Annotated in this window: 22 protein-coding genes; 15 read left to right on the forward strand and 7 right to left on the reverse strand. The window is 55.9% G+C overall.

Translation table 11 applies throughout. The features are described from left to right. Nucleotides 1-34: 34 nt before the first annotated feature. The 5 genes from KP626_RS09175 to KP626_RS09195 all read left to right on the forward strand — a co-directional run bounded on the left by KP626_RS09175 (nt 35) and on the right by KP626_RS09195 (nt 3,840). On the forward strand, nt 35-901 hold the full coding sequence (locus tag KP626_RS09175; RefSeq protein ID WP_395976940.1) for a DegV family protein: 867 nt from the start codon (nt 35-37) through the stop codon (nt 899-901). A 90-nt stretch (nt 902-991) separates the two neighbouring features. Next, entirely contained in the window at nt 992-2,659 is a 1,668-nt protein-coding gene (gene dnaX, locus KP626_RS09180; RefSeq protein ID WP_395976942.1) for a DNA polymerase III subunit gamma/tau, read from the forward strand. A gap of 13 nt (nt 2,660-2,672) precedes the next feature. Further along, nucleotides 2,673-3,020, forward strand: coding sequence for a YbaB/EbfC family nucleoid-associated protein (locus tag KP626_RS09185; RefSeq protein WP_395976944.1), 348 nt, complete (start codon nt 2,673-2,675; stop codon nt 3,018-3,020). 4 nt (nt 3,021-3,024) lie between these two features. Next, entirely contained in the window at nt 3,025-3,618 is a 594-nt protein-coding gene (gene recR / locus KP626_RS09190) for a recombination mediator RecR (protein ID WP_395976946.1), read from the forward strand. A gap of 39 nt (nt 3,619-3,657) precedes the next feature. After that, nucleotides 3,658-3,840 (forward strand): PF20097 family protein, encoded by a 183-nt coding sequence (locus KP626_RS09195; protein WP_395979007.1) that lies wholly within the window; start codon nt 3,658-3,660, stop codon nt 3,838-3,840. A 104-nt stretch (nt 3,841-3,944) separates the two neighbouring features. Here KP626_RS09195 and KP626_RS09200 read toward each other — a convergent pair whose 3' ends face one another. The 6 genes from KP626_RS09200 to KP626_RS09225 all read right to left on the reverse strand — a co-directional run bounded on the left by KP626_RS09200 (nt 3,945) and on the right by KP626_RS09225 (nt 9,324). Further along, entirely contained in the window at nt 3,945-4,772 is an 828-nt protein-coding gene (locus KP626_RS09200) for a PTS system mannose/fructose/sorbose family transporter subunit IID (RefSeq protein ID WP_395976948.1), read from the reverse strand. Continuing rightward, a complete protein-coding gene (locus tag KP626_RS09205) occupies nt 4,765-5,559 on the reverse strand; it encodes a PTS mannose/fructose/sorbose/N-acetylgalactosamine transporter subunit IIC (RefSeq protein WP_395976950.1) in 795 nt (264 codons plus the stop codon). Before KP626_RS09205 ends, KP626_RS09200 begins: the two co-directional genes overlap by 8 nt. Before the next feature lie 66 nt (nt 5,560-5,625). Continuing rightward, nucleotides 5,626-6,117 carry a PTS system mannose/fructose/N-acetylgalactosamine-transporter subunit IIB gene (locus tag KP626_RS09210; RefSeq protein WP_395976952.1) on the reverse strand — a complete coding sequence of 164 codons (492 nt, stop codon included), beginning with the start codon at nt 6,115-6,117 and terminating at the stop codon, nt 5,626-5,628. A 1,051-nt stretch (nt 6,118-7,168) separates the two neighbouring features. Next, nucleotides 7,169-7,993, reverse strand: coding sequence for a PTS system mannose/fructose/sorbose family transporter subunit IID (locus tag KP626_RS09215; protein WP_395976954.1), 825 nt, complete (start codon nt 7,991-7,993; stop codon nt 7,169-7,171). Next, the gene (locus KP626_RS09220; protein ID WP_395976956.1) at nt 7,986-8,780 is read right to left on the reverse strand and encodes a PTS mannose/fructose/sorbose/N-acetylgalactosamine transporter subunit IIC; all 795 of its coding nucleotides are present in this window, start codon (nt 8,778-8,780) and stop codon (nt 7,986-7,988) included. Before KP626_RS09220 ends, KP626_RS09215 begins: the two co-directional genes overlap by 8 nt. Nucleotides 8,781-8,832: 52 nt before the next feature. Beyond that, entirely contained in the window at nt 8,833-9,324 is a 492-nt protein-coding gene (locus tag KP626_RS09225; RefSeq protein WP_395976958.1) for a PTS system mannose/fructose/N-acetylgalactosamine-transporter subunit IIB, read from the reverse strand. Nucleotides 9,325-9,987: 663 nt separating this feature from the next. Between KP626_RS09225 and KP626_RS09230 the strand changes: the two genes are divergently transcribed. The 6 genes from KP626_RS09230 to KP626_RS09255 all read left to right on the forward strand — a co-directional run bounded on the left by KP626_RS09230 (nt 9,988) and on the right by KP626_RS09255 (nt 17,404). Then, complete coding sequence (locus KP626_RS09230; RefSeq protein ID WP_395976960.1) at nt 9,988-10,227, forward strand: DUF2508 family protein; 240 nt, start codon at nt 9,988-9,990, stop codon at nt 10,225-10,227. Nucleotides 10,228-10,287: 60 nt separating this feature from the next. Further along, complete coding sequence (locus KP626_RS09235) at nt 10,288-10,563, forward strand: pro-sigmaK processing inhibitor BofA family protein (RefSeq protein ID WP_395976962.1); 276 nt, start codon at nt 10,288-10,290, stop codon at nt 10,561-10,563. Nucleotides 10,564-10,797: 234 nt separating this feature from the next. Continuing rightward, nucleotides 10,798-13,437, forward strand: coding sequence for a calcium-translocating P-type ATPase, PMCA-type (locus KP626_RS09240; protein ID WP_395976964.1), 2,640 nt, complete (start codon nt 10,798-10,800; stop codon nt 13,435-13,437). A gap of 592 nt (nt 13,438-14,029) precedes the next feature. After that, nucleotides 14,030-14,584 (forward strand): helix-turn-helix domain-containing protein, encoded by a 555-nt coding sequence (locus KP626_RS09245; protein ID WP_395976966.1) that lies wholly within the window; start codon nt 14,030-14,032, stop codon nt 14,582-14,584. A 12-nt stretch (nt 14,585-14,596) separates the two neighbouring features. Next, the gene (locus KP626_RS09250) at nt 14,597-16,264 is read left to right on the forward strand and encodes an AMP-binding protein (RefSeq protein WP_395976968.1); all 1,668 of its coding nucleotides are present in this window, start codon (nt 14,597-14,599) and stop codon (nt 16,262-16,264) included. Nucleotides 16,265-16,375: 111 nt separating this feature from the next. Further along, nucleotides 16,376-17,404, forward strand: coding sequence for a 6-phosphofructokinase (locus KP626_RS09255; protein ID WP_395976970.1), 1,029 nt, complete (start codon nt 16,376-16,378; stop codon nt 17,402-17,404). Between the two features lie 51 nt (nt 17,405-17,455). Here the strand turns inward: KP626_RS09255 and KP626_RS09260 are convergent, their stop codons facing one another. Beyond that, nucleotides 17,456-17,674 carry a helix-turn-helix domain-containing protein gene (locus KP626_RS09260; RefSeq protein ID WP_395976972.1) on the reverse strand — a complete coding sequence of 73 codons (219 nt, stop codon included), beginning with the start codon at nt 17,672-17,674 and terminating at the stop codon, nt 17,456-17,458. Nucleotides 17,675-17,784: 110 nt separating this feature from the next. Here KP626_RS09260 and KP626_RS09265 point away from each other — a divergent pair, with 110 nt between their 5' ends. The 4 genes from KP626_RS09265 (at nt 17,785) to KP626_RS09280 (ending at nt 20,720) form a co-directional block, all read left to right on the forward strand. Then, a complete protein-coding gene (locus KP626_RS09265) occupies nt 17,785-18,033 on the forward strand; it encodes a helix-turn-helix domain-containing protein (protein ID WP_395976974.1) in 249 nt (82 codons plus the stop codon). Between the two features lie 73 nt (nt 18,034-18,106). Continuing rightward, entirely contained in the window at nt 18,107-18,880 is a 774-nt protein-coding gene (locus KP626_RS09270) for a hypothetical protein (protein ID WP_395976976.1), read from the forward strand. After that, nucleotides 18,877-19,491, forward strand: coding sequence for an SIR2 family NAD-dependent protein deacylase (locus KP626_RS09275; protein WP_395976978.1), 615 nt, complete (start codon nt 18,877-18,879; stop codon nt 19,489-19,491). Before KP626_RS09270 ends, KP626_RS09275 begins: the two co-directional genes overlap by 4 nt. 23 nt (nt 19,492-19,514) lie before the next feature. After that, nucleotides 19,515-20,720, forward strand: a complete 1,206-nt coding sequence (locus tag KP626_RS09280; protein ID WP_395976980.1) for a hypothetical protein — start codon at nt 19,515-19,517, stop codon at nt 20,718-20,720. Nucleotides 20,721-20,760 lie beyond the last annotated feature (40 nt).

The raw sequence follows: 20,760 nt of genomic DNA on the forward strand, positions 1-20,760 counted from the left end.
TTTTATGCGTAGGATTACTTAAAAGGGTGAGAAAATGAGAGATTATATCATCGTAACGGATTCCGACAGCGAACTGGATTTGCGATATGTCCAGAAATACAACCTTCCCGTGTTTGCCATGCCCTTTACCATGGATGGCGTGGAGTACCTGTATGATCTGGGCGTCAATGTCAAGATTCCCGACTTCTTCCGGCGATTGGGGGAGGGGGCGGAGGTATCCACCAGCGCCCGGCCCTATTGGGAGATCAAAGAGTTTTTCAAGCAGTACACCGATCAAGGGCTGGATGTGCTGTATATCGCCTTCAGCAACAAGCTCTCCGCCCATTATGAGAACAGCTTGATGGCGGCCAAGGAGCTGATGGAGGAGGATCCTTCCGCCAATATCGTCATCATCGATACCCTCACCATTTCCCTGGGACAGTCCCAGCTTTTGATCCGGGCTCTGGAGATGAAGGAGGAGGGGAAATCCATGGACGAGGTAGCCGCTTGGGTGCGGGATAACATCCAGCATTCCGTGGTGTTCTTCGTGGTGGACGACCTCAACTATTTGAAGCGGGGAGGACGGCTGTCCGGTGCGTCCGCCTTCTTTGGCAGCATGCTGGATATCAAGCCCATCATCTACGCCAGTCCAGAGGGAGCTTTGGTGCCCATTGAAAAATGCAAAGGGCGACGCAAGGCCCTTCGCCGGTTTGTGGAACTCTATGAGGAGCGGGCCTTGGATAAGGAGAATGGCAAGCTCTATATCACCGAGTCCAATGAGGGGGATGCTGCGGTCCTCCGGGATATGTTCCTGGAGAAGTTCCCCAATATGGAAATCGAGATCTGGACGGTGGGTCCGGTAATCGGGGGCCATGTGGGACCCGGAGTGCTGGGGCTATCCTTCTTCGGAACCAAGCGGTAAGCTGCTACCGGCGCCTGGAGGAATTCCCCCAGGCGTCTTCTTTTTCGGAGCTGGTTTAAACGGCATCCGTTAAACGGGAGAGAGGAAAACATGGCATACGTTGCGCTATACCGAAAATACCGGCCCCGGCGGTTTGCCGACATGGTGGGCCAGGAGCATATCACCCGGGTGCTGAAACGCCAGATAGAGACGGGACAGACCGCCCACGCCTATCTGTTCTGCGGCGCGCGAGGCACCGGCAAAACCAGCGCCGCCAAAATATTGGCCCGGGCCATGAATTGCCTTAACCCGATGGACGGGGAGCCCTGCGGGACCTGTGCCGTTTGCGCCATGGGGGACGAGGCTCTTTCCACCGATATTTTGGAGATCGACGCCGCCAGCAACAATGGGGTGGATGAGATACGGGATCTTCGGGATAAGATCAACTTTGCCCCGACGGTGTGCCGCTATAAGGTGTATATCATAGATGAGGTTCACATGCTGTCCACCGGTGCCTTCAACGCCCTGCTGAAGACCCTGGAGGAACCGCCGGCCCACGCCAAGTTTATCCTGGCCACCACCGAAGCGGGAAAGATTCCCGCTACCATCCTTTCCCGGTGCCAACGATTCGACTTTAAACGAATTCCACAGCCTCTGATTGAAGGATACCTTAAGACGGTATTGGATGACCTTGGCGTCCAATACGAGGAACGGGCAGTGGCTGCCATAGCGGCTGCGGCCGAAGGAGGAATGCGGGATGCCCTTTCCATTCTGGATCAGTGTGTGGCCTTGGGAGGTGAGCTTCGCTACCAGGGGGTGGTGGAGACCATCGGAACCCTGGACCAATCCGCCATGGACCGTCTGGTGGAGGATCTGAGGGATGGGAGGGTGGATCGTGCCCTTGCCCAGGTGGAGGAGGCTTACCTTGCGGGGAAGGATCTTTCGCTGGTGCTACGGGACCTAATGTCCGCCTTCTGCAGCCGGATGACCACTGCGGCGGAGAAGAAGCAGCCGTTGGAATTCTATCTAAGAGCCATCGACCTATTGAGCCAGGGGGAGACTGCCATGCGGTTTTCTCAGCGGCCCCGTACCGCGTTGCTGGCGGCGATTGCACGGATCGCGCTGGTGAGCCGAGATGACTCTGTCGATGGCCTTGTGGCCCGTGTGGCTCGATTGGAGGATATGATTCATCGGGGATGGACGGTTTCCGCGTCCGATCAGACGGCCGAACCGCTTTGGACGGAAAAGGCGCCTTCCGATGCTCCCGAAGTCCCGTTTGGGGATCCGCCCGTTGACGCTCCGCCTTGGGATCAAGAGCCGCCGTTACCAAGCGATCTACCGCCCTGGGAGGAGAAAGAACCGGCAAGAGCTGTTCAGGAAAAAAAGCCGGCCCTTCGAGAGGAGGCGAAGCCCGTTTCTTCCGGGCAGGCATCACGGCCCGAACCTTCGTCTGGAAAGGAAAGCGATCGATATCAACGGTTTTTAGAGCTGATCCGCAGCCGGAGCGTACCTGCCTATCATACTTTGCGGTTTGGAACTCTGATGGACGATCGGGAAAATTCGGTTATAATAGAATTTGATAAAAAAGGGCATGTCATGGCTCAGGCCTTGCGCATTCCATCCAACGCCAAGATTGTGGAGGAAGCGCTCAAAGAGGTTTATGGCCCAGAGGCCAAGATATCCTATGTGGATGCGCCGGAGGGCGCGGGGGAGGAACTTCCCCCCCTTGTGGAAAAGGCCAAGTCCGCCTTTGGAGCGGACGTGATCATCACCGATTAGGAGGAATTGTAGGATGGCAAAAGGAAGAAGAGGCGGCTTCGGCGGCCCTGCCATGGGAGGCGGCATGCAGCAGCTGATGGCCCAGGCTCAGCGGATGCAGGCCCAGATGGAACAGAAAAAGGCGGAATTGGATCAGCAGGAATTTACCGCGGGGGCGGGCGGTGGCGTGGTTACCGCTACGGTAAACGGCGCAAAGCAGCTTGTTAGACTGGAGATCTCCCCTGAGGTGGTGGATCCTGAGGATGTGGAGATGTTGTCCGATCTGGTCATTGCTGCTGTGAACGAGGCGATTGCCACTGCCGATACTACCGTAAACGAAGAGATGGCGAAGCTGAGCGGCGGCATGGGCTTGGGGTTATAATCCCATGTCCTATATCATCGAACCTCTGGCGAAGCTCACGGCCCATCTTTCCTCCCTGCCTGGCATCGGGGGGAAGACGGCTCAGCGATTGGCCTATCATATCATCACCATGGGAGCTGCCGATGCCCAGGCCCTTGCAGGCAGCATCGTGGAGGCGGTGGAATCCGTCCGTTATTGTAAGGTGTGCGGCAATCTCACCGATCAGGAGATATGCTCCATTTGTTCCGATCCCACCCGGGATCATTCCATCCTATGCGTGGTAAAGGATGCTCGGGATATTATGGCTATGGAACGGGCTAGGGTATTCCGGGGGGTATACCATGTGCTGGGCGGGACGATTTCACCCATGGATGGTGTGGGCCCCGATGATCTGCGGATCAAAGAGCTGCTGGAACGGCTGCCTGAGGCCCGAGAGGTGGTCCTGGCAACCAATCCCGATGTAGAGGGGGAGGCGACCGCTATTTATCTAGGGCGGTTAATCAAGCCCCTGGGAGTAAAGGTGAGCCGAATTGCCCATGGGGTGCCGGTAGGCGGTGACCTGGAATACACCGACGATATGACCCTTTTAAAATCCTTTGAGGGCCGTCGGGACCTGTAAGGGGGAAAGCCGTTGCAATGTCCATACTGTGGAAAAGAGATGACGCAGGGCAAGCTGTATGGAGAGGGTAGAAGGATCAAGTGGGCTCCGGATCATAAGAAGCGAATCCTTGGCATTTTCTTGGGCTGGGGATATCCATTGGGGGAGTCTGATGGATTTCGGCGTTCCCGTGTGGAGGCGTGGCGTTGTGAAAAGTGTAAGAAAATCCTGTTAGATGGATAAAAAAGGCCCAATTAGGGCCTTTTTCTTTTGCCAAAAAAGCGACCGGCAGGAGCGCACTTTCTCCTGCCGGCCAACATTGAAATAAATAGGGTTAACTAGTTTGATTAGAAGATGCCGATACCCACGCCAGCGATACCAACGATTACCATGATCAAAATGATCCAGGCAACGTTCATGCCTTTGCGGACACCAACCAGAGCCAGCAAGCTCACGATCAAAGGCAGCAGCTTGGGGAAGATGCTGTCCAGAGCGGACTGCAGGGTCTGGGCGGTTTCGCCGGAGCCGGACAGGATGATGGCGGTGTCCAAGCTGACGAAGTTGGCGCACATGGCACCTACCATGATCAGACCAATGGTGGTGGCGCCCATGGTGAGCATATCCACATAACCACTCTCATAAGCGGTCTCCAGGAACTGGTTGCCCAGGCTGTAGCCAAACTTCAGGCCGTACCACCGCACGATGGTGCTGAACAGGTGATAGATGGCCAGGAAGACGATGGGAGCCAGGATGGAGCCATTCTGGGCCAGGGTGATGGACACGGAAGCAGCGATGGTCCGAACGGTTACCCAGAAGATGGCGTCGCCCACACCGGACAGGGGGCCCATCAAAGCGGCCTTGATGGCGCTGATGGAAGCGGGATCAAAGTTCTCAGGATCGGCAGCGTACTCGCCCTCCATGGACATGCACAGTCCAAGGATGAAGAACGCGGTCTCGGGGGTGCAGTTGAAGAATGCCTGGTGCCGTACCATGGCCTCAATCAGCTTTTCTTTGTTATCGGGATAGAGCTTCTTGAGCCAGGGAAGCATAGCGTAGCAGAAGCCAGCGGTCATCATCTTAACCTGGCTAAAACAGGCCTGGCTGAGGAATACATAGCGCCAGTAGATCTTAGTCCGCATCTTGGAATCCATGATGATTGCTTCGTTATTAGCCAAAGAGATCGTCCTCCTCTCCGTTGGAGCCGCCAACGGCCTTTAGCCGGTTGCGGAGATCCAGTTCGTTGTAAACCTGCATCAAAGTGATAAACACAGCGATGACGACCATGAAGGTCATGTTGATGTTGAGGTACACGGTGGCGGCGAAGCCAAAGAAGAAGTAGATGGAGGCTTTGCCGGACCACAGCATGTTCATCAGAAGAGCAAGACCAACGGCGGGCATCATGCCAGCAGCCACACTCATGCCATCCAGGATGAAGGCAGGAATGGCGGCCATAGCGCTCTGAAGAGCATCGGCGCCCAGCGCGATAGCGGCAAACACCAGAACGGTGGAGAACAAGCCGTTTACCAGGTTGCCGATGATGATCAAACGGCTATAGCCGGCGGTGTTGCCCTGAGCAGCATACCGCTCGAAAATGGGCACCAAAGCGCCCTGGTAGACGATACGGACGGTGAGGGACCAGATGGCAGCCACAACGCCGATGGCAGCAGCCAGCACGATGGCGGTATCAACATCCATGCCGGTGCCGATGCAGAGACTGGTTACCAGGGTAGCGGCCAGGAAGCAGTCGCTGGGGATGGAACCACCGATGTTGGTGATGCCCATGAACAGCAGCTCCAAGGAAGCGCCCAGGGCCAGACCGGTCTGGACGTCACCCAGCACGATGCCCAGCACGGGACATACCACGATGGGCCGGTTGAGGTGCGAATGACCATAAAAACTGTATAAGGTCTGAATAATGTAGTACACAATTGCCGTGGTTAAGGCAAGAGAAGTTGCACTCATTCCTTCGTTCCCCTTTCAATTAAGATTTAAAAAAAGTAGAAATACTGGTGTAAAAACGATTCCGAATTACTTCAGGACGTCGTCCAGGGTGACCATCGCCATGTACGGCAGTAGCTGTACGTCGATGGGAATCCCCGTCTGTTTCATTTCGTCGATGATCTTCAGGTCCTCTTCATCGACATATACGTTGTCGGAAAGTTTCTTCTTCTGCGCAACGTCGCCTCCATTCAGACGGCCGTAGTTGCCGAAGTTGATCCGCTTCACCTGATCGGTTGCACCCTTGGCAATGGCCAAGGCATCCGCCAGATTGGTGACGATGATACCGATGACCGTATTGGCACTGCGAGGATCGTTCAGGGTTTTGATGGTCTGCTCGATGCTCTGTACCGTGGTCTTACTGCTGGGCGGTCCTGCCATCTTCAACGCCATGGTCTGGGTTTTGCTGGCGGCTGCCTCATCATTGGCTACCAACAGCACCTTGAACTCCAGGGCTTTGCTCCAAGCGATTGCCACCTGGCCGTGGATCATACGGTCGTCTACACGCATCAGTTTTACCATTCTTTCACCTCCTTTATGGGGTCCTAGTATGTTTGTGGGCGCTGCCATGTGGCGGCTCCCAAATGTAAGAACAAAGCAAAACTACAAAATCGAGTATATTGTATTGTAGGCGATATGTTGTGTCAAGACTATAAAAAAACAATAAATCACTCAATAATGATTGGATTTTATGTTTTTTTGATGGAAAAAGAAACAAATATTGGATAATCACATAGAATTTTAAAGAAAAAATACAATAATAAACGCTTTTGTTTGTTACAAAGAAAGCAGAAAACTACATCAAAAGAAGAAAAAAGCGTTTCATTCATGGTGAGGGGGGATAGCAATGAAATGGCGTTATCAATGGGATTTACGTGTATAAAAAAACAAATAGAAAGGAAGCAAATGGGAATAAAAGTTCAAAAAATCAATAAAATATTGAGCTTTCTTGTTTTAATGTAAATGTTTTGATCAAAATAATAAAGAAAATAGTTTGATATTGTTTCTTTTTGCAAAATGGAGGAATTTTCTTTATTTGCAAAAAATGCATAGATAGAAGTTGGGGTGGCCCGGGGGAATCGGACGGGTTTGGGGTGGAGGCGAGATGGGGGACGGATGTTTTTCTTGAAGAAGCTGCGGGGAGCGCCAAGGAGGAGAAGGATATGGCGCGGGGATGGAGATCTCTTGAAAGCTCCGGAGGGGGCAACGCCGTTTGTGATAGAGGGGGGGTTGGGGCAAATCGTGGGGAATTCCATGAGGAGAATGAAGCTGTACCGGAAGAATCACGATGGGAGGAATACAGCTATGGGGCATGGGAATCTGGCGTCAAGGAGAGCAACGCGGGAAAGAGAAGGGGAAAGGCTGTAAGGGGAAATCCAGCGCCGGCGCAAGAGGCGAAATCAATTGGCCATAATTGGCCAAAATTGTCCGGATAAAGCCAGTCTTTACGGGCAGAAGGGAATAAAAAAGCCTCCAAGGCAACGGAGGCTTTTTTAAAAAGAAATGGACGGGAGCCCGAAGGTTCCCGTCCATTGTTCTTGGTACGAAGGGGCGATCGCCCCGTTGGTACGATTTAGAAGATGCCGATACCCACGCCAGCGATGCCGACGATTACCATGATCACGATCAACCAAGCAACGTTGATGCCCTTGCGGATACCAACCAGGGTCAAAAGGCTCACGATCAGGGGCAGCAGCTTGGGGAAGATGCTGTCCAGAGCGGACTGCAGGGTCTGGGCGGTTTCGCCGGAGCCGGACAGGATGATGGCGGTGTTCAGGCTGACGAAGTTGGCGCACATGGCGCCTACCATGATCAGACCGATGGTGGTGGCGCCCATGGTGAGCATATCCACGTAACCACTCTCGTAGGCCATCTCCAGGAAGTTGTTGCCCAGGCTGTAGCCATACTTCAGCATCAGCCAACGCAGGGGCTCGCTGATCACGTGGTAGACCACGAGGAACACGAAGGGAGCCAGCATGGAGCCGTTCTGGGCCAGGGTAATGGCCACGGAAGCGGCGATGGTCCGAACGGTTACCCAGAAGATAGCGTCGCCCACACCGGACAGGGGGCCCATCAAAGCGGCTTTCAGCGCGCTGATGGAAGCGGGATCAAAGTTCTCAGGATCGGCGGCGTACTCGCCCTCCATGGACATGCACAGTCCAAGGATGAAGAACGCGGTCTCAGGGGTGCAGTTGAAGAATGCCTGGTGCCGTACCATGGCCTCGGCCATCTTCTCCTGGTCGTCGCCGTAGAGCTTCTTGAGCCAGGGAGCCATGGCATAGCAGAAGCCGGCGGTCATCATCTTAACCTGGCTGAACGCAGCGGACGCCATGATCTCGTAGCGCCACCAGATTTTTGCCCGTAGTTTCTTGTCCATTACGACTACTTCATTAGCCAAAGAGATCGTCCTCCCCTCCGTTGGAGCCGCCAACAGCCTTCAGCCGGTTGCGGAGATCCAACTCGTTGTAAACCTGCATCAAAGTGATAAACACAGCGATGACGACCATGAAGGTCATGTTGATGTTGAGGTACACGGTGGCGGCGAAGCCGAAGAAGAAGTAGATGGAGGCTTTGCCGGACCACAGCATGTTCATCAGGAGGCCAAGTCCGATGGCGGGCATCATGCCGGCAGCCACGCTGAGACCATCCAGAATGAAGGCAGGGATAGAAGCCAGGATGCCCTGGAGAGCGTCGGCGCCCAGTGCGATGGCGACGTACACCAAGAGGGTGGAGAAGATGGGGTTGGTCGCGTTGGCCAGGATGGTCATGCGATTGTAGCCCTTCACATCGCCCTTGGCGGCCATCCGCTCAAAGATGGCAACGAACATACCCTGGTAGATGATACGGACGGTGACGGACCAGATGCCGGATACGGCGCCGATAGCGGCGGCCAGAACCACGGCGGTCTCATAGTCCAGACCGGTGCCGATGCACAGGGCGGTTACGATGGTGCCGGCGATGAATACATCACTGGGGATGGAACCACCGATGTTGGTGATGCCCATGAACAGCAGCTCCAGAGAGGCGCCCAAGGCAAGACCGGTAGCAGCGTCGCCCAACACGATGCCCAGGATGGGGCATACCACGATGGGGCGGGTCGCAAAGTTATGAGCCCAGAACTGGTTGAGCTCGCTGAACGCGAGATATACCAGTGCAGTGGTTAAAGCAAGAGTACCTGCACTCAAATTAATTAACCCCTTTCATTTCAATGTAAAAGTGCGAATTAAGTAGGTAAGATTACTTCAGGACGTCGTCCAGGGTAACCATCGCCATGTACGGCAGCAGCTGTACGTCGATGGGAATCCCGGTCTTTTTCATCTCTTCAATGACTTTCAGATCCTCTTCGTCCACGTAGACGTTATCGGAGAGTTTTTTCTTCTGCGAGACGTCTCCGCCGTTCAGGCGGCCGTAGTTGCCGAAGTTGATCCGCTTTACCTGGTCGGTAGCTCCCTGCGCGATGGCGAGGGCATCCTTTAGATTGGTGACGATGACCCCGATTACGGTATTAGCGGTACGGGGATCGTTGATGGTCTTGATCGCCTGCTCAATGCTCTGTACCGTGGTCTTACTGCTGGGCGGGCCTGCCATCTTCAACGCCATGGTCTGGGTCTTGCTGGCAGCGGACTCATCGTTGGCCACCATCAAAACCTTGAATTCCAAGGCCTTGCTCCAGGCAATGGCCACCTGGCCATGGATCCTACGATCATCCACGCGCATCAATTTTACCATTGTTTCACCTCCTCATCTGTTACTGTATTTCATGGAAGCCCGTATGGAAGATCCATATAGCTCCGGCCTCCAAACTCAATCGAAAAGAAGTTGAATTACATCTTCAGCCATATTGTATTGTAGACGAAATGATGTGTCAAGAGGGAAAACAACAATAAGCAAAAGAATAAATGAGCATTTTCTTGGGTTTTTAGAACAAAGAAAAGAAATAAATACAAAAATCGTAAAAAATATTGCATTTGATTTGCCTTTGAAAAAACACAAAACTACATGGATCGAATTGGTAAATGTTGTATAGAAGCGCGGGAGAGGGACGCGTGAAAAATCCCTTTATTGGCTGGGTTTTTTGACATGCAGATGAAGAAGCAATCATGGGAATGGAATTACGGTACTCGTTTTTTTGTTTGATTAAAAATGATGTTTCTTGAGAGGCCTCCCCATGGCATGGGGCAAAGGTGGGGAAAATAGTTCGTTCTTGTTGTATCTTGTGAGTTTTTGTGAGTTTTTGTGGCAAAAAGTGTGGTTTGTTTTTGCAAAATTTGCAAGAAACGGGAAGGAAGACCGGGAGCTAGGGATAGGCGGGCCGTTTGGATTTTGGGGTTGGGTATGGAATGGCTTTGGCCTGTCCATACTAATAACAATGAAATCCAGAGGAGGATGATTATGGGCAGGCTGTTTGTGAACCGGCACCGGGGCGGAGATTATCTGGATACCGTTCGTCAGGCCCTGGCGGCCTACCGGGACGCCCAGAACTATTTTGAAAACGTGACCAACCCCGATCTGGTGGATTACGCCATCTATGATATGGAGGCGGCCCGGAAGCGGTACGTTTATCTTTTAAAGATGGCCCGCCAGGGGCAGGAGGTCATCGAGCTGCGAGAGTTGGAACAGGAGGCGGAATAGGCATAGCCATGGGAGCGGACGCATAGGATGGTGGTAAGAAACCAATGAGGGGGCACCGCTATGCCTGGAATTACCCTGGGCTCCGTTGGGGCCTATGCAGCCGCTATTCTATTGTTGTTCCTGCTGGGAAAGGCGCTGGCTCTGCCCATGCGCTTGATCGGCAAACTGATTCTAAACGGGGTAGCCGGCGGGGTGGCGCTGTTCCTCATCAACCTATTGGGGGCAAAGGTGGGCGTCAACATTGGAATCAACCCCCTTACCGCCCTCATTGCGGGATTTCTGGGGCTGCCGGGAATCGTCATGCTGGTGCTGCTTCAATATATCTTTTTATTATAGGATTGGAGCGTTTTTGCATCAGAATTCATCATAATTCTTAACTTGTGTTTTGACCTCTGTATCCATATAATGAATGGGGAAAAGGGGAGTAGCTCGCCTTTATGGTTTTGTTGTTCGTCAATACGGCAGACCCTGCCCGGGCAACAATCGTTTGAGAGCAAGACCTTTGTTCGTGAGAGCAGGGGTCTTTTTATTTTATAACCGATCCCGCGTCAAGTATGAAGGAGGACGGAAATGGAACAAAATTTTTACAGCCAGAGCGTGGAGCAGACGGCCCAGGCCCTGGGAACGGACCAGAACCGGGGCCTGGGCGGCGACCAGGCCCGGGAGCAACAGCAGAAGCACGGCTTCAATGAGCTGGAGCAGAAGCCCGGCAAAACCACCTTTCAGCTATTTGTGGACCAGCTGAAGGATTTTATGATCATTGTGCTGCTGGCTGCGGCTGTGATCTCCGGCGCTTTGGGCGAGGTGGTGGACGCCTGTGTGATCCTCTTGATCGTGGTGCTCAACGCCATCATCGGCGTGGCCCAGCAGAAAAAGGCGGAACAGTCCCTAAACGCCCTTAAGAAGATGAGCGCTCCCTTTGCCAAGGTGCTGCGGGAGGGAGAGGTGATCTCCATTCCCGCCCGGGAAGTGGTGGTGGGGGATGTGGTCATCCTGGAAGCCGGGGACATGGTGCCCGCCGACATGCGCCTTGTGGAATGCGTTAACTTGAAGATCCAGGAATCCGCCCTTACGGGGGAATCGGATGCCGTGGAAAAGGACGCTTCGGTGCTTCTCCCAGAGGGCGCTCCTTTGGGGGATCGCATCAACATGGCGTACAGCAGCAGCGTGGTCACCTACGGCCGGGGCCGGGGCGTGGTCACCGCCATCGCTATGGATACCGAGGTGGGGCGGATTGCCCACATGCTCCAGCAGGAGGGGGATCGGATGACGCCCCTTCAGCAGAAGCTGGAGAAGCTGGGCAAGACCCTGGCCATCGCGGCTTTGGCCATCTGTGTGGTGATCTTCGCCGCCGGCATGCTGTATAACAAGCCTTTCTTTGAGATGTTCCTCACCTCGGTGTCTTTGGCGGTGGCCGCCATCCCCGAGGGACTGCCCGCCATCGCAACCATTGTATTGGCCCTGTCGGTGCAGCGGATGGCGAAGCTCAACGCCATCGTGCGGACGCTCCCGTCGGTGGAAACGCTGGGCAGCGCTACTGTCATCTGCTCCGATAAAACCGGCACCCTTACCATGAATCAGATGGAGGTGCTGAAGCTCTATGTAAACGGGGAAACCTATGCGCCAGAGGAGGCTCGGAGCGGGGAATTGGAAGCGCTGCTGCTCAACAACTGCGCGCTGTGCAACGACGCCCGGTTCAGCAGCAAGGACGGCGGGGAAACCGCTCTGGGTGATCCCACGGAGATTGCGCTCATCAACGTGGCAAAGCGTATGGGTTACAATAAGAGCGATCTGGAGGAGCAGAGCCCCCGGGTGGCGGAGCTGCCCTTTGACTCCGATCGGAAGTTGATGACCACCGTTCACCGGCTTCCTGACGGCACCATCCGCGCTTTTGTGAAGGGCGCGGTGGATATTCTGTTGAACCGCTGCACCCGAATCGGCGAGGAGGGCGGCAGCCGGCCCATCACCGAGGAGGATCGGGCGGCCATCGCCGCCGCCAACGACGGCATGGCCCAGAGTGCCCTTCGGGTGCTGGCTATGGCCTATCAGGATATCGACGCCATCCCGGAAAAGGATGAGATGCCCTCTTTGGAGGAAAACCTCATCTACATCGGCATGGTGGGCATGATGGATCCGCCCCGGCCGGAGGCGCGGGACGCCGTGGCCCTTTGCGCACAGGCCGGCATCCGTCCGGTGATGATTACCGGGGACCACAAGACCACCGCCGTGGCCATTGCCGAGAGTCTGGGTATCCTTCGGGAGGGGGATCTTGCCATCACCGGCCAGGAGCTGGAAGCTATGAGCGACGCGGAGCTGGCCGAAAAGGTGGATCGGATTTCCGTCTATGCCCGTATCTCGCCGGAGCATAAGGTGCGGATTGTGAACGCTTGGCAGAAGAACGGCCATATCGTGGCCATGACCGGAGACGGCGTCAACGATGCGCCTGCCCTGAAGAACGCCGACATCGGCGCGGCCATGGGCATCGTGGGCACCGAGGTGGCCAAGGAGGCCGCTGATATTGTCCTCACCGACGACAACTTTGCCACCGTGGTATCGGCGGTGGGCGAGGGACGCCGCATTTATGACAACATCCTAAAGGCCATCCAGTTCCTGCTGTCCTGTAACGTGGGTGAGATCTTCACCCTCTTCCTGGCCACCCTATTGAACTGGCACGAGCCCCTATTGCCGGTCCACATCCTGTGGGTGAACCTGGTGACCGACAGCCTTCCCGCCTTGGGACTGGGGGTTGACCCCGCGGAAAAGGGCATCATGAACCGCAAGGCCGAACGCCATGATTCGGTATTCACAAAGGGATTGGTCTGGCGGATGTGCTACCAGGGCCTTTTGATCGGCGGCATCACCCTCTTGGCCTACACCTACGGCTTCTTTACCACCGGGGTGGAGGCGGGCCGTACCATGGCCTTTGTTACCCTGGCCTTCAGCCAGCTGATCCATGTATTCAACGTCCGCAGCAGCCATCTTTCCGCCTTTTCCAGGGACATTGGGCGCAACAAGTATCTGTGGGGCGCCGTGGGCATTTCCGCTGCCCTGATGCTCCTAGTACTCTTTGTCCCCTTCCTGTCCGGCGTATTCAGCGTGGTGGCGCTCACGGCCATGCAGTGGCTGGTGGTGCTTGGGCTGTGCTTGGTCCCCGTGGTGGTTGTGGAGATCTTCAAGCTGCTGAAGTGCAACGAGATCAACGGACAATAAGGACGCGAACGGCGAATGCTAAAAAGAAAAGCGCGCGCCAATAGCCGGATGCTTGTAAAACGGTTTTTTCTGCGAGAAAGAACAAGGCACTCGCGGAAGTCATCGCGAAGCTTTAACCGGCTGATGATTGATGCTAAGACCGCCCGGATGGAAAAGTCCGGGCGGTTTTTTAGGCGCGGCTGGCTCCAGTGGAGGTATGGGCGACCCTCTACCACAGGGAGAAAGAGCCTTTATGACGTTGAATCACATTGTCTTTTAGCCGGTGGAAAACCGGCCGCTAAAAAGGTGTTGACAAACGCTTCCTTGGAGGATACAATACATTCCAATAACAAAGGCTGTGACGAAGACGGCCCGTGCGGGAGATGCAGGCACAGAGATTTGGCGGTTGGTGCGAGCCAAAGACGCGTCCGGACGGCAATCACTTCCGAGCCGATTCCTGAAAGATGGTATTAGGGAATTCCGGTTCTGCCCCGTTACCGGCGGCTGGCTTGTTGGAGCTTAGTATTAGGTGGTATCGCGAGGAATCATCCCCGTCCTAATCGGACGGGGATTTTTTTATCCAAATCAAAAGGAGCATTAGGAGGGATTCAGAATGGGTGAACAGATTCAAGCCATTGCGCAGCGGCTGTCCATGCTGCGGGAAGCGTTGGACATTACCCCGGAGGAGATGGCCAAGGAGCTGGATATTTCGGTGTCCGAATATCTGGAATACGAGGCGGGCAAGAACGACTTTGCCTTCTCCTTTTTGTTTGGCTGTGCCAACAAGCTGGGGGTGGACATCGTGGACCTTCTTACCGGAGAGACCCCTAAGCTCACCTATTTTTCCCTGGTAAAGGATGGCGAGGGCCTGAACATCGACCGGCGCAAGGAATACAAATACCAGCATTTGGCCTTCTTCTTTAAGAATAAGAAGGCGGAGCCCTTCCATGTGACGGTGGCTCCCGGTGATAACACCGAGATGCACCTCAATAGCCACGAGGGCCAGGAGTTTGATTATGTATTGAAGGGCAGCATGCGAATCCGGGTGGACGCCCAGGAGGCGGTGGTCTCCGCCGGCGACGCCGTGTACTATGATTCCTCCCGTCCCCACGGCATGGTCTGCGAGGGGGAGGAGCCCTGCGAGTTTCTCGCCATCATCATGAAATAAGGGGTGTCCGAAATGGCATTTTATGAACGATACGTCAAGGGGGACTTTACGTCCTATGAGGATTTTATGGAGAACTTCTCCATAAAGGTGCCAAAGTGCTTTAATTTTGCCTATGATGTGGTGGACGAGATTGCGGCCATGGACCCCCGGCGCCTGGCTATGATCTGGACCAACGAGGCGGGGGAGGAGCGGAACTTCACCTTTGCCGATATGAAGGAGCAGTCCAGCCGGGCAGCCAACTACCTCCGGAGCCTTGGGATCAAAAAAGGGGATCGGGTGATGCTGATCCTCAAGCGCCATTATGAGTTTTGGTTCTGCATCCTGGCCCTTCACCGGATCGGCGCGGTGGCCATCCCCGCCACCAACCTTCTAATGGAGAAGGACATTGCCTACCGCATCCAGGCGGCGGATATTTCCGCCGTGATCTGCACCCGGGACGGGCAGGTGGCCGATGAGGCCGACGCCGCCGTCCGGCACAACGGCCTTCATACTACCCTGATCCTGGCCCGGGGGGAGATGGACGGTTGGCACCGGTTGGATGATTTTTACGGGTTTTCCCCTGAATATCCCCGTCCTGTAGGGGAGGAGGCCATCCACAACGAGGATCCCATGCTGCTGTATTTCACCAGCGGCACCACTGGGATGCCCAAGATGGTTCAGCATGACTTCACCTATCCCTTGGGGCATATCGTTACCGCCGCGTTTTGGCAGGACGTGGTGCCTGGCGGCGTTCATTTGACGGTATCGGATACCGGGTGGGGCAAGGCGGTCTGGGGTAAGCTCTACGGCCAGTGGATGGCGGATACCACCGTCTTTACCTATGATTACGATAAGTTCGTGCCCACCGACCTGCTTCAGAAGATGCAGGATTACCACATCACCAGCTTCTGCGCGCCGCCCACCATCTATCGCTTTTTGATCCAGGAGGATCTGGGAAAATTCGATTTGAGCGCGCTTCAGCACTGTGCCATCGCCGGAGAGGCCTTAAACCCCGAGGTGTACAACAAGTTTTACGAGGCCACGGGCATTCAGCTCCGGGAGGCCTTTGGCCAGACCGAGACCACCGTGGTGCTGGGTACCTTCAAATGGGTGGAGCCGGTGCCGGGCAGCATGGGCAAGCCCTCCCCGGGCTATAAGGTCTGCATCGCCGACGAGGAAGGCAACGACGTCCACCTGGGATCCATTGGAGAGATCTCCGTTCGGTTGGACGGAGGAAAGCCACAGGGCATGTTCTGCGGATATTATGGGGATGAGGCCAACACCCATCGTCAGCTCCATGAAGGGCTGTTCCGCACCGGAGACCTGGCCTGGATGGATGAGAACGGCTATTTCTGGTATGTTGGCCGGGTGGACGACGTGATCAAGTCCTCGGGATACCGCATCGGGCCCTTTGAGGTGGAGAGCGCGCTTATGGAGCATGCCGCCGTCCTGGAGACGGCCATCACTGCCGTACCCGATCCCATCCGAGGCCAGGTGGTGAAGGCTACCGTGGTGTTGAATCGGGGCTGGGAGCCCAGCGACGCCTTGGTTAAGGAGCTTCAAAACCATGTAAAGCATGTGACCGCTCCCTATAAATATCCCCGCATCATCGAGTTTGTGGAGGAACTGCCCAAAACCATCAGCGGAAAGATCCGTCGGGTGGAGATCAGAGAACAGGATTTGAAAAAGAAACAACAATAAAAGCTGTAAAAAGAACAACATTTTTTGTGAACTTACCGTTGAAAAATGTTGTTCTTTTGTTTATAATGGGGATACTGGTCAAAAAATCCAATATCTAAGGAGCGTGTCATTGTGGGGAAGATTGGCATTTTAACGGGTGGCGGGGACTGTCCCGGCCTCAACGCGGTGATCCGGGCTGTGGTGGAAAAGTGCGCCGCCCATGGTACGGAGGTTTATGGCTTCCGGGGGGGCTGGCGCGGCGCCCTTACAGGGGAGGGGGATTGGCTCACCCTTGACGATGTGGAGAACCTCCAGGCCCAGGGAGGCACCCTTTTGTTTACCAGCCGCACCAACGTTCTGCAGGAGGAGAACGGGCCGGAGCGGGTCCGGGCCACCATGGAAAAGCTGGGGCTGAACGGAATCGTGGCCATCGGCGGGGACGATACCCTGGGTGTGGCGGACAAGCTCAACGCCATGGGCATGAACATGATTGGCGTGCCTAAGACCATCGATAATGATCTTTCGGGCACCGATTTTACCTTTGGGTTCGATACCGCCGCCAACATCGCCATGGAGGCCATTGACCGAATCCATACCACGGCTTACAGCCACAGGCGCTACATCGTGGTGGAGCTCATGGGCCGCCACACCGGGTGGATCGCGCTGTACGCCGGGCTGGCGGGCTGCGCCAGCGTGGTGCTGATCCCCGAGTTTCCCAAAACCGTGGAGGAGGTTGCCGGGATCATGCTGGCTCGGAAGGAGCGGGGCTTGGATTACGGGGTCATCGCCGTGGCCGAGGGCTGTGAGTTCGCCGACATGGAACTATCGGAGGCCAACCTGGACGAGTTCGGCAACGTGCGGTTGGCCGAGAAGGACGTGGCGGCCCGGCTTGCGGACGCCCTCAAAGAACGGACGGGGATTCCCGCCCGTCACACGGTGCTGGGGTATCTCCAGCGGGCAGGCGCTCCCAGCGTCTTTGACCGCATCCTGGGCACCCGGCTGGGCTATAAGGCCGCCGAGTGCGTGGTGAACGAGGACTACGGGCACATGATCGCTCTTCAGGGGAACGAGATCGTGGCCATCCCCCTCTCTGCCGCCAGCCAGGGGCGCAAAGAGGTGGGCAAGGACCTCTATGCGTGCGCGGAGCTCTACTTTAGATAATGGATGATGAAAAAAGCGCCCCCATCATAGGGGCGCTTTTTTTATATGGGTTTATCGGTCTTTTTGATCGGAAAGCCCTAGAATGAAGTCTGCCGAAACGCTGTAAAACCGGCATAGTTTGATGAGATATTCAATGGGAAGCGGACGTTTTCCCAGCTCATATTGGGAGACGGTACCTTGTGCAACCCCCAACAGATCGCCAATTTGACGTTGTGATAAATCGTTATCCTCTCGGAGTTCGCGCAATCTTTTTAGATAGGCAGATTCCATGCGGTTGTTCACCTCAAATAGTATTATAGTTAACTCGGAACGAAGTATTGATTTTTAACTCGGATTGAGTTATCCTATTGGTAAATCAAAAGTGAGAAAGAGGATGTGTGATGCCTCATTCACTTAAGGCTACCAAGGAGGATGAGTACCGTTTGCTTCAGATGGGGCTGAACGTGGCCTTTTACCGGAGCCTTGCGGGCTATACCCAGGAGGAGCTGGCGGAGGCCTGCGGCATGAGCCGCACCTACATCAGCAAGGTGGAGGCGCCCAATATGGTCAGCGTGATCTCCCTGCCCGCCCTGTTCCGCCTGGCGGACGTTCTGGGGGTGGAGCCCGCCCGGCTTCTGGAAACCCGGTAGCGCCGCCGGGCGTTTTTACGGTGCAAAAGCCGGGCTATGGTTGTATAATGAAGCCATGAAACGGAGGAACACCATGAGAAAATTGTTAGCGGCCCTCACCACAGGGGCCATGATTCTGGTCCTGGCGGCCTGCAGCGGAGCCGGCACCGATTCCAAAGAGGAAGAACCGCTGCCCACCGCCCCTATGGAGGTGGCGACCAATCCCCTGGTAGGCCCTCTGGCGGCGTTTTTGGAGCAGAAGGATCTATCCTACGCCGGGGCACTTGGCCGGATGGACGCCTATACCCCCGGCGAGACCGATATCACCCCTTTGCTGGAGGGGATCAGCGCCGATCTGGCTGCTGCCGAGAGCCAGCTCTATGAGGCCATTACCGTGGCTTATGAGGCCGTTCAAGGAGAGGACGGCTTCTGGGCGCTTACAGGAGAGGAAGCTTCCGGCAGCATCGCTGCCGATGGGACCTTTGCCTTTGCCTATGGGGACAAGGAGGCGGGGGAGGGCCGTACCTTTGCTGGCACCATGGGCCAGGAGACCCTGACCGCTCGGGTCTGTCAGGTGGTGGAGGAAGGGGAGTTCCCCCTTTTGCTGGTGGAATACCGGAAGGCGGGGACGGCCTATTACGCCCAATTTTGGCATACCGATGACGCGGGCATCTCCTATGAGATGGTTCGGTACCGCTTTGACGGAGCGACCATCCGGTGCGGGTTCTTTGAGGAGGCTCCCCAGCCCGCTTCCATTTTGGACGCGGATCTGAACGACGATACCTTTTTTGAGGGAGCCGTTACCGATTTCCGCTACGACGGCGATACCCTTACCATCTATAACGACGGGGAGACCTACACCCTATGAGTGAAAAAATCCATCGTCTGGTGGCCTTTACCGGGGCGGGAATCAGCAAGCAGAGCGGTATCCCCACCTTTGAGGAGCTGGACAACCGGGCCCTTTTGACCCGGCGTTTCTGCCAAGTCCATCCCAAGGAATTCTACGACAACCTGCTGTCTATGGAGCGGGTTTGCCGCGGCGCCCGGCCCAATGCTGCCCACCTGGCTCTGTTTGCGGGGAAGGTGCCCGTGATCACCATGAACATCGACGGCCTCCACCAACGGGCGGGCTCTCGGGACGCCATGGAGATTCACGGCAGCCTAAGCCAGGTCCATTGCCGGGCCTGCGGGGTGGACTACCCCTTTGCGCAGATTGAGGAGGGCTATACCTGCCCCAGGTGCGGCCGGGTGCTGGATCATGACGTGGTGCTATACGACGATAACCTGGCCCTTTTACCCATGGCCCTCCGCCTGGCGGGGAGCGCCCAGGAGCTGCTGGTGGTGGGCACCTCCTTTTATACCTCTACCAGCAGCTACGTCACCGACTATGCCCGGGACAGGGGGGCAAGGATCACCATCATCAACCAGGACGCCGCCCATGAGGTGCCGGCGTATTTGAAACGCTTGCATATCATCTGAACGCCATAGGGAGGGGATGCCGTATGAACCGGGACGTGGTACTCATCGGCGCCGGGAAGATCGCCCGGGGCTATGTGGGGCAGCTTTTTTCCGCCGAAGGCTGGCGGGTAACCTATGTCCACCATCGGATGGAATTCGTCCGGGGGCTTCGGAATCGGGGATACTATACCCTGTATCAGCACGATCACGACGGCGGCTGCAAGACCCTCCGAATGGAGGGGTACGATGTGTTGTGCAGCGTGGAGGAAAGGGAAGCCTATCTGGACGCCCTGGCGAGGGCTCAGTACGCCGGAGTGGTGACCTTCCCAGGGGCCTTTGACGGCATCGCCGCCGATCTGGCCGCCGCTGTCCGCCTGCGGATGGAGCGCGGGGTTGAGGAGCCCCTGGCCATCCTGCTGTGCGTCAACACCGTGGATCCGGCGGAGTTCTTTTATAACAGGATATCAGAATATCTGGATGAATCTGCCCGGGCGTATTTTGACCGGCATGTGGGACTGGTGGAAACCCTGGTAACCCGGCTGTGCTCCACCCCCAGCCCGGAGCAGCTTTTGGAGGATCCTTATGCTGTTTCCACCAGCGATACCCCCATCCTGGAGGTGGATCGGGAGGCGTTTTTGCCGGGCCATAGCTATCCGGAGTTTTTCCTTCTGGGAGAAAATGTGCCCGGCAAGCTGGTGAAGAAGATTTGGTGCGGCAACCTGGAGCATTGCTGTCTGGCCTACTACGGCCAGTATTTTGGACACGGATACGTCCACGAGGCGGCCCGGGATCCCTATGTCCGGCGGTGTACCTACTATGCTGGACAGGAGGCCAACCGGGCGGTGGCCGCCGCCTATGGCTTTTCCCCAGAGGAGATGGCCTTTGACGTTCCGGCAAAATGGCAGCGCTCCATGAAGGGCCTGGTGCCCGATCCCCTTACCCGGGTGGGGGCGGATCCGGTTCGCAAGCTGGGGAAAAACGACCGGTTCATCGGCCCCGCTCTTTTGAGCCTCCAGCAGGGGAACCTCCCTGTGTTTATCGCCAAGGGAGCGGCCTGCGGCTTTTATTTTCATAACCCCGAGGACGCGGGCGCCCGGACGGTTCAGGCCCACATCCAGGAGCAGGGAATTGGATCCGCCATCCAAACCTTCTGCGGCTTGGATCCTGCCCACCCCCAAGAGGGCCTCCTATATCAGTTGATCCTTTCCGCCTATGAGGAGCTGTCCCAGTTCGATCCCGCGGCGGGTTGAGTTTGCCCCTCGGTAGGCGGTTTCATTTTGCGCGTCCTGC

It is taken from the genome of Christensenella sp. MSJ-20, from assembly GCF_044357945.1.
In the GTDB taxonomy this organism is placed as follows: domain Bacteria; phylum Bacillota; class Clostridia; order Christensenellales; family QAND01; genus QAND01.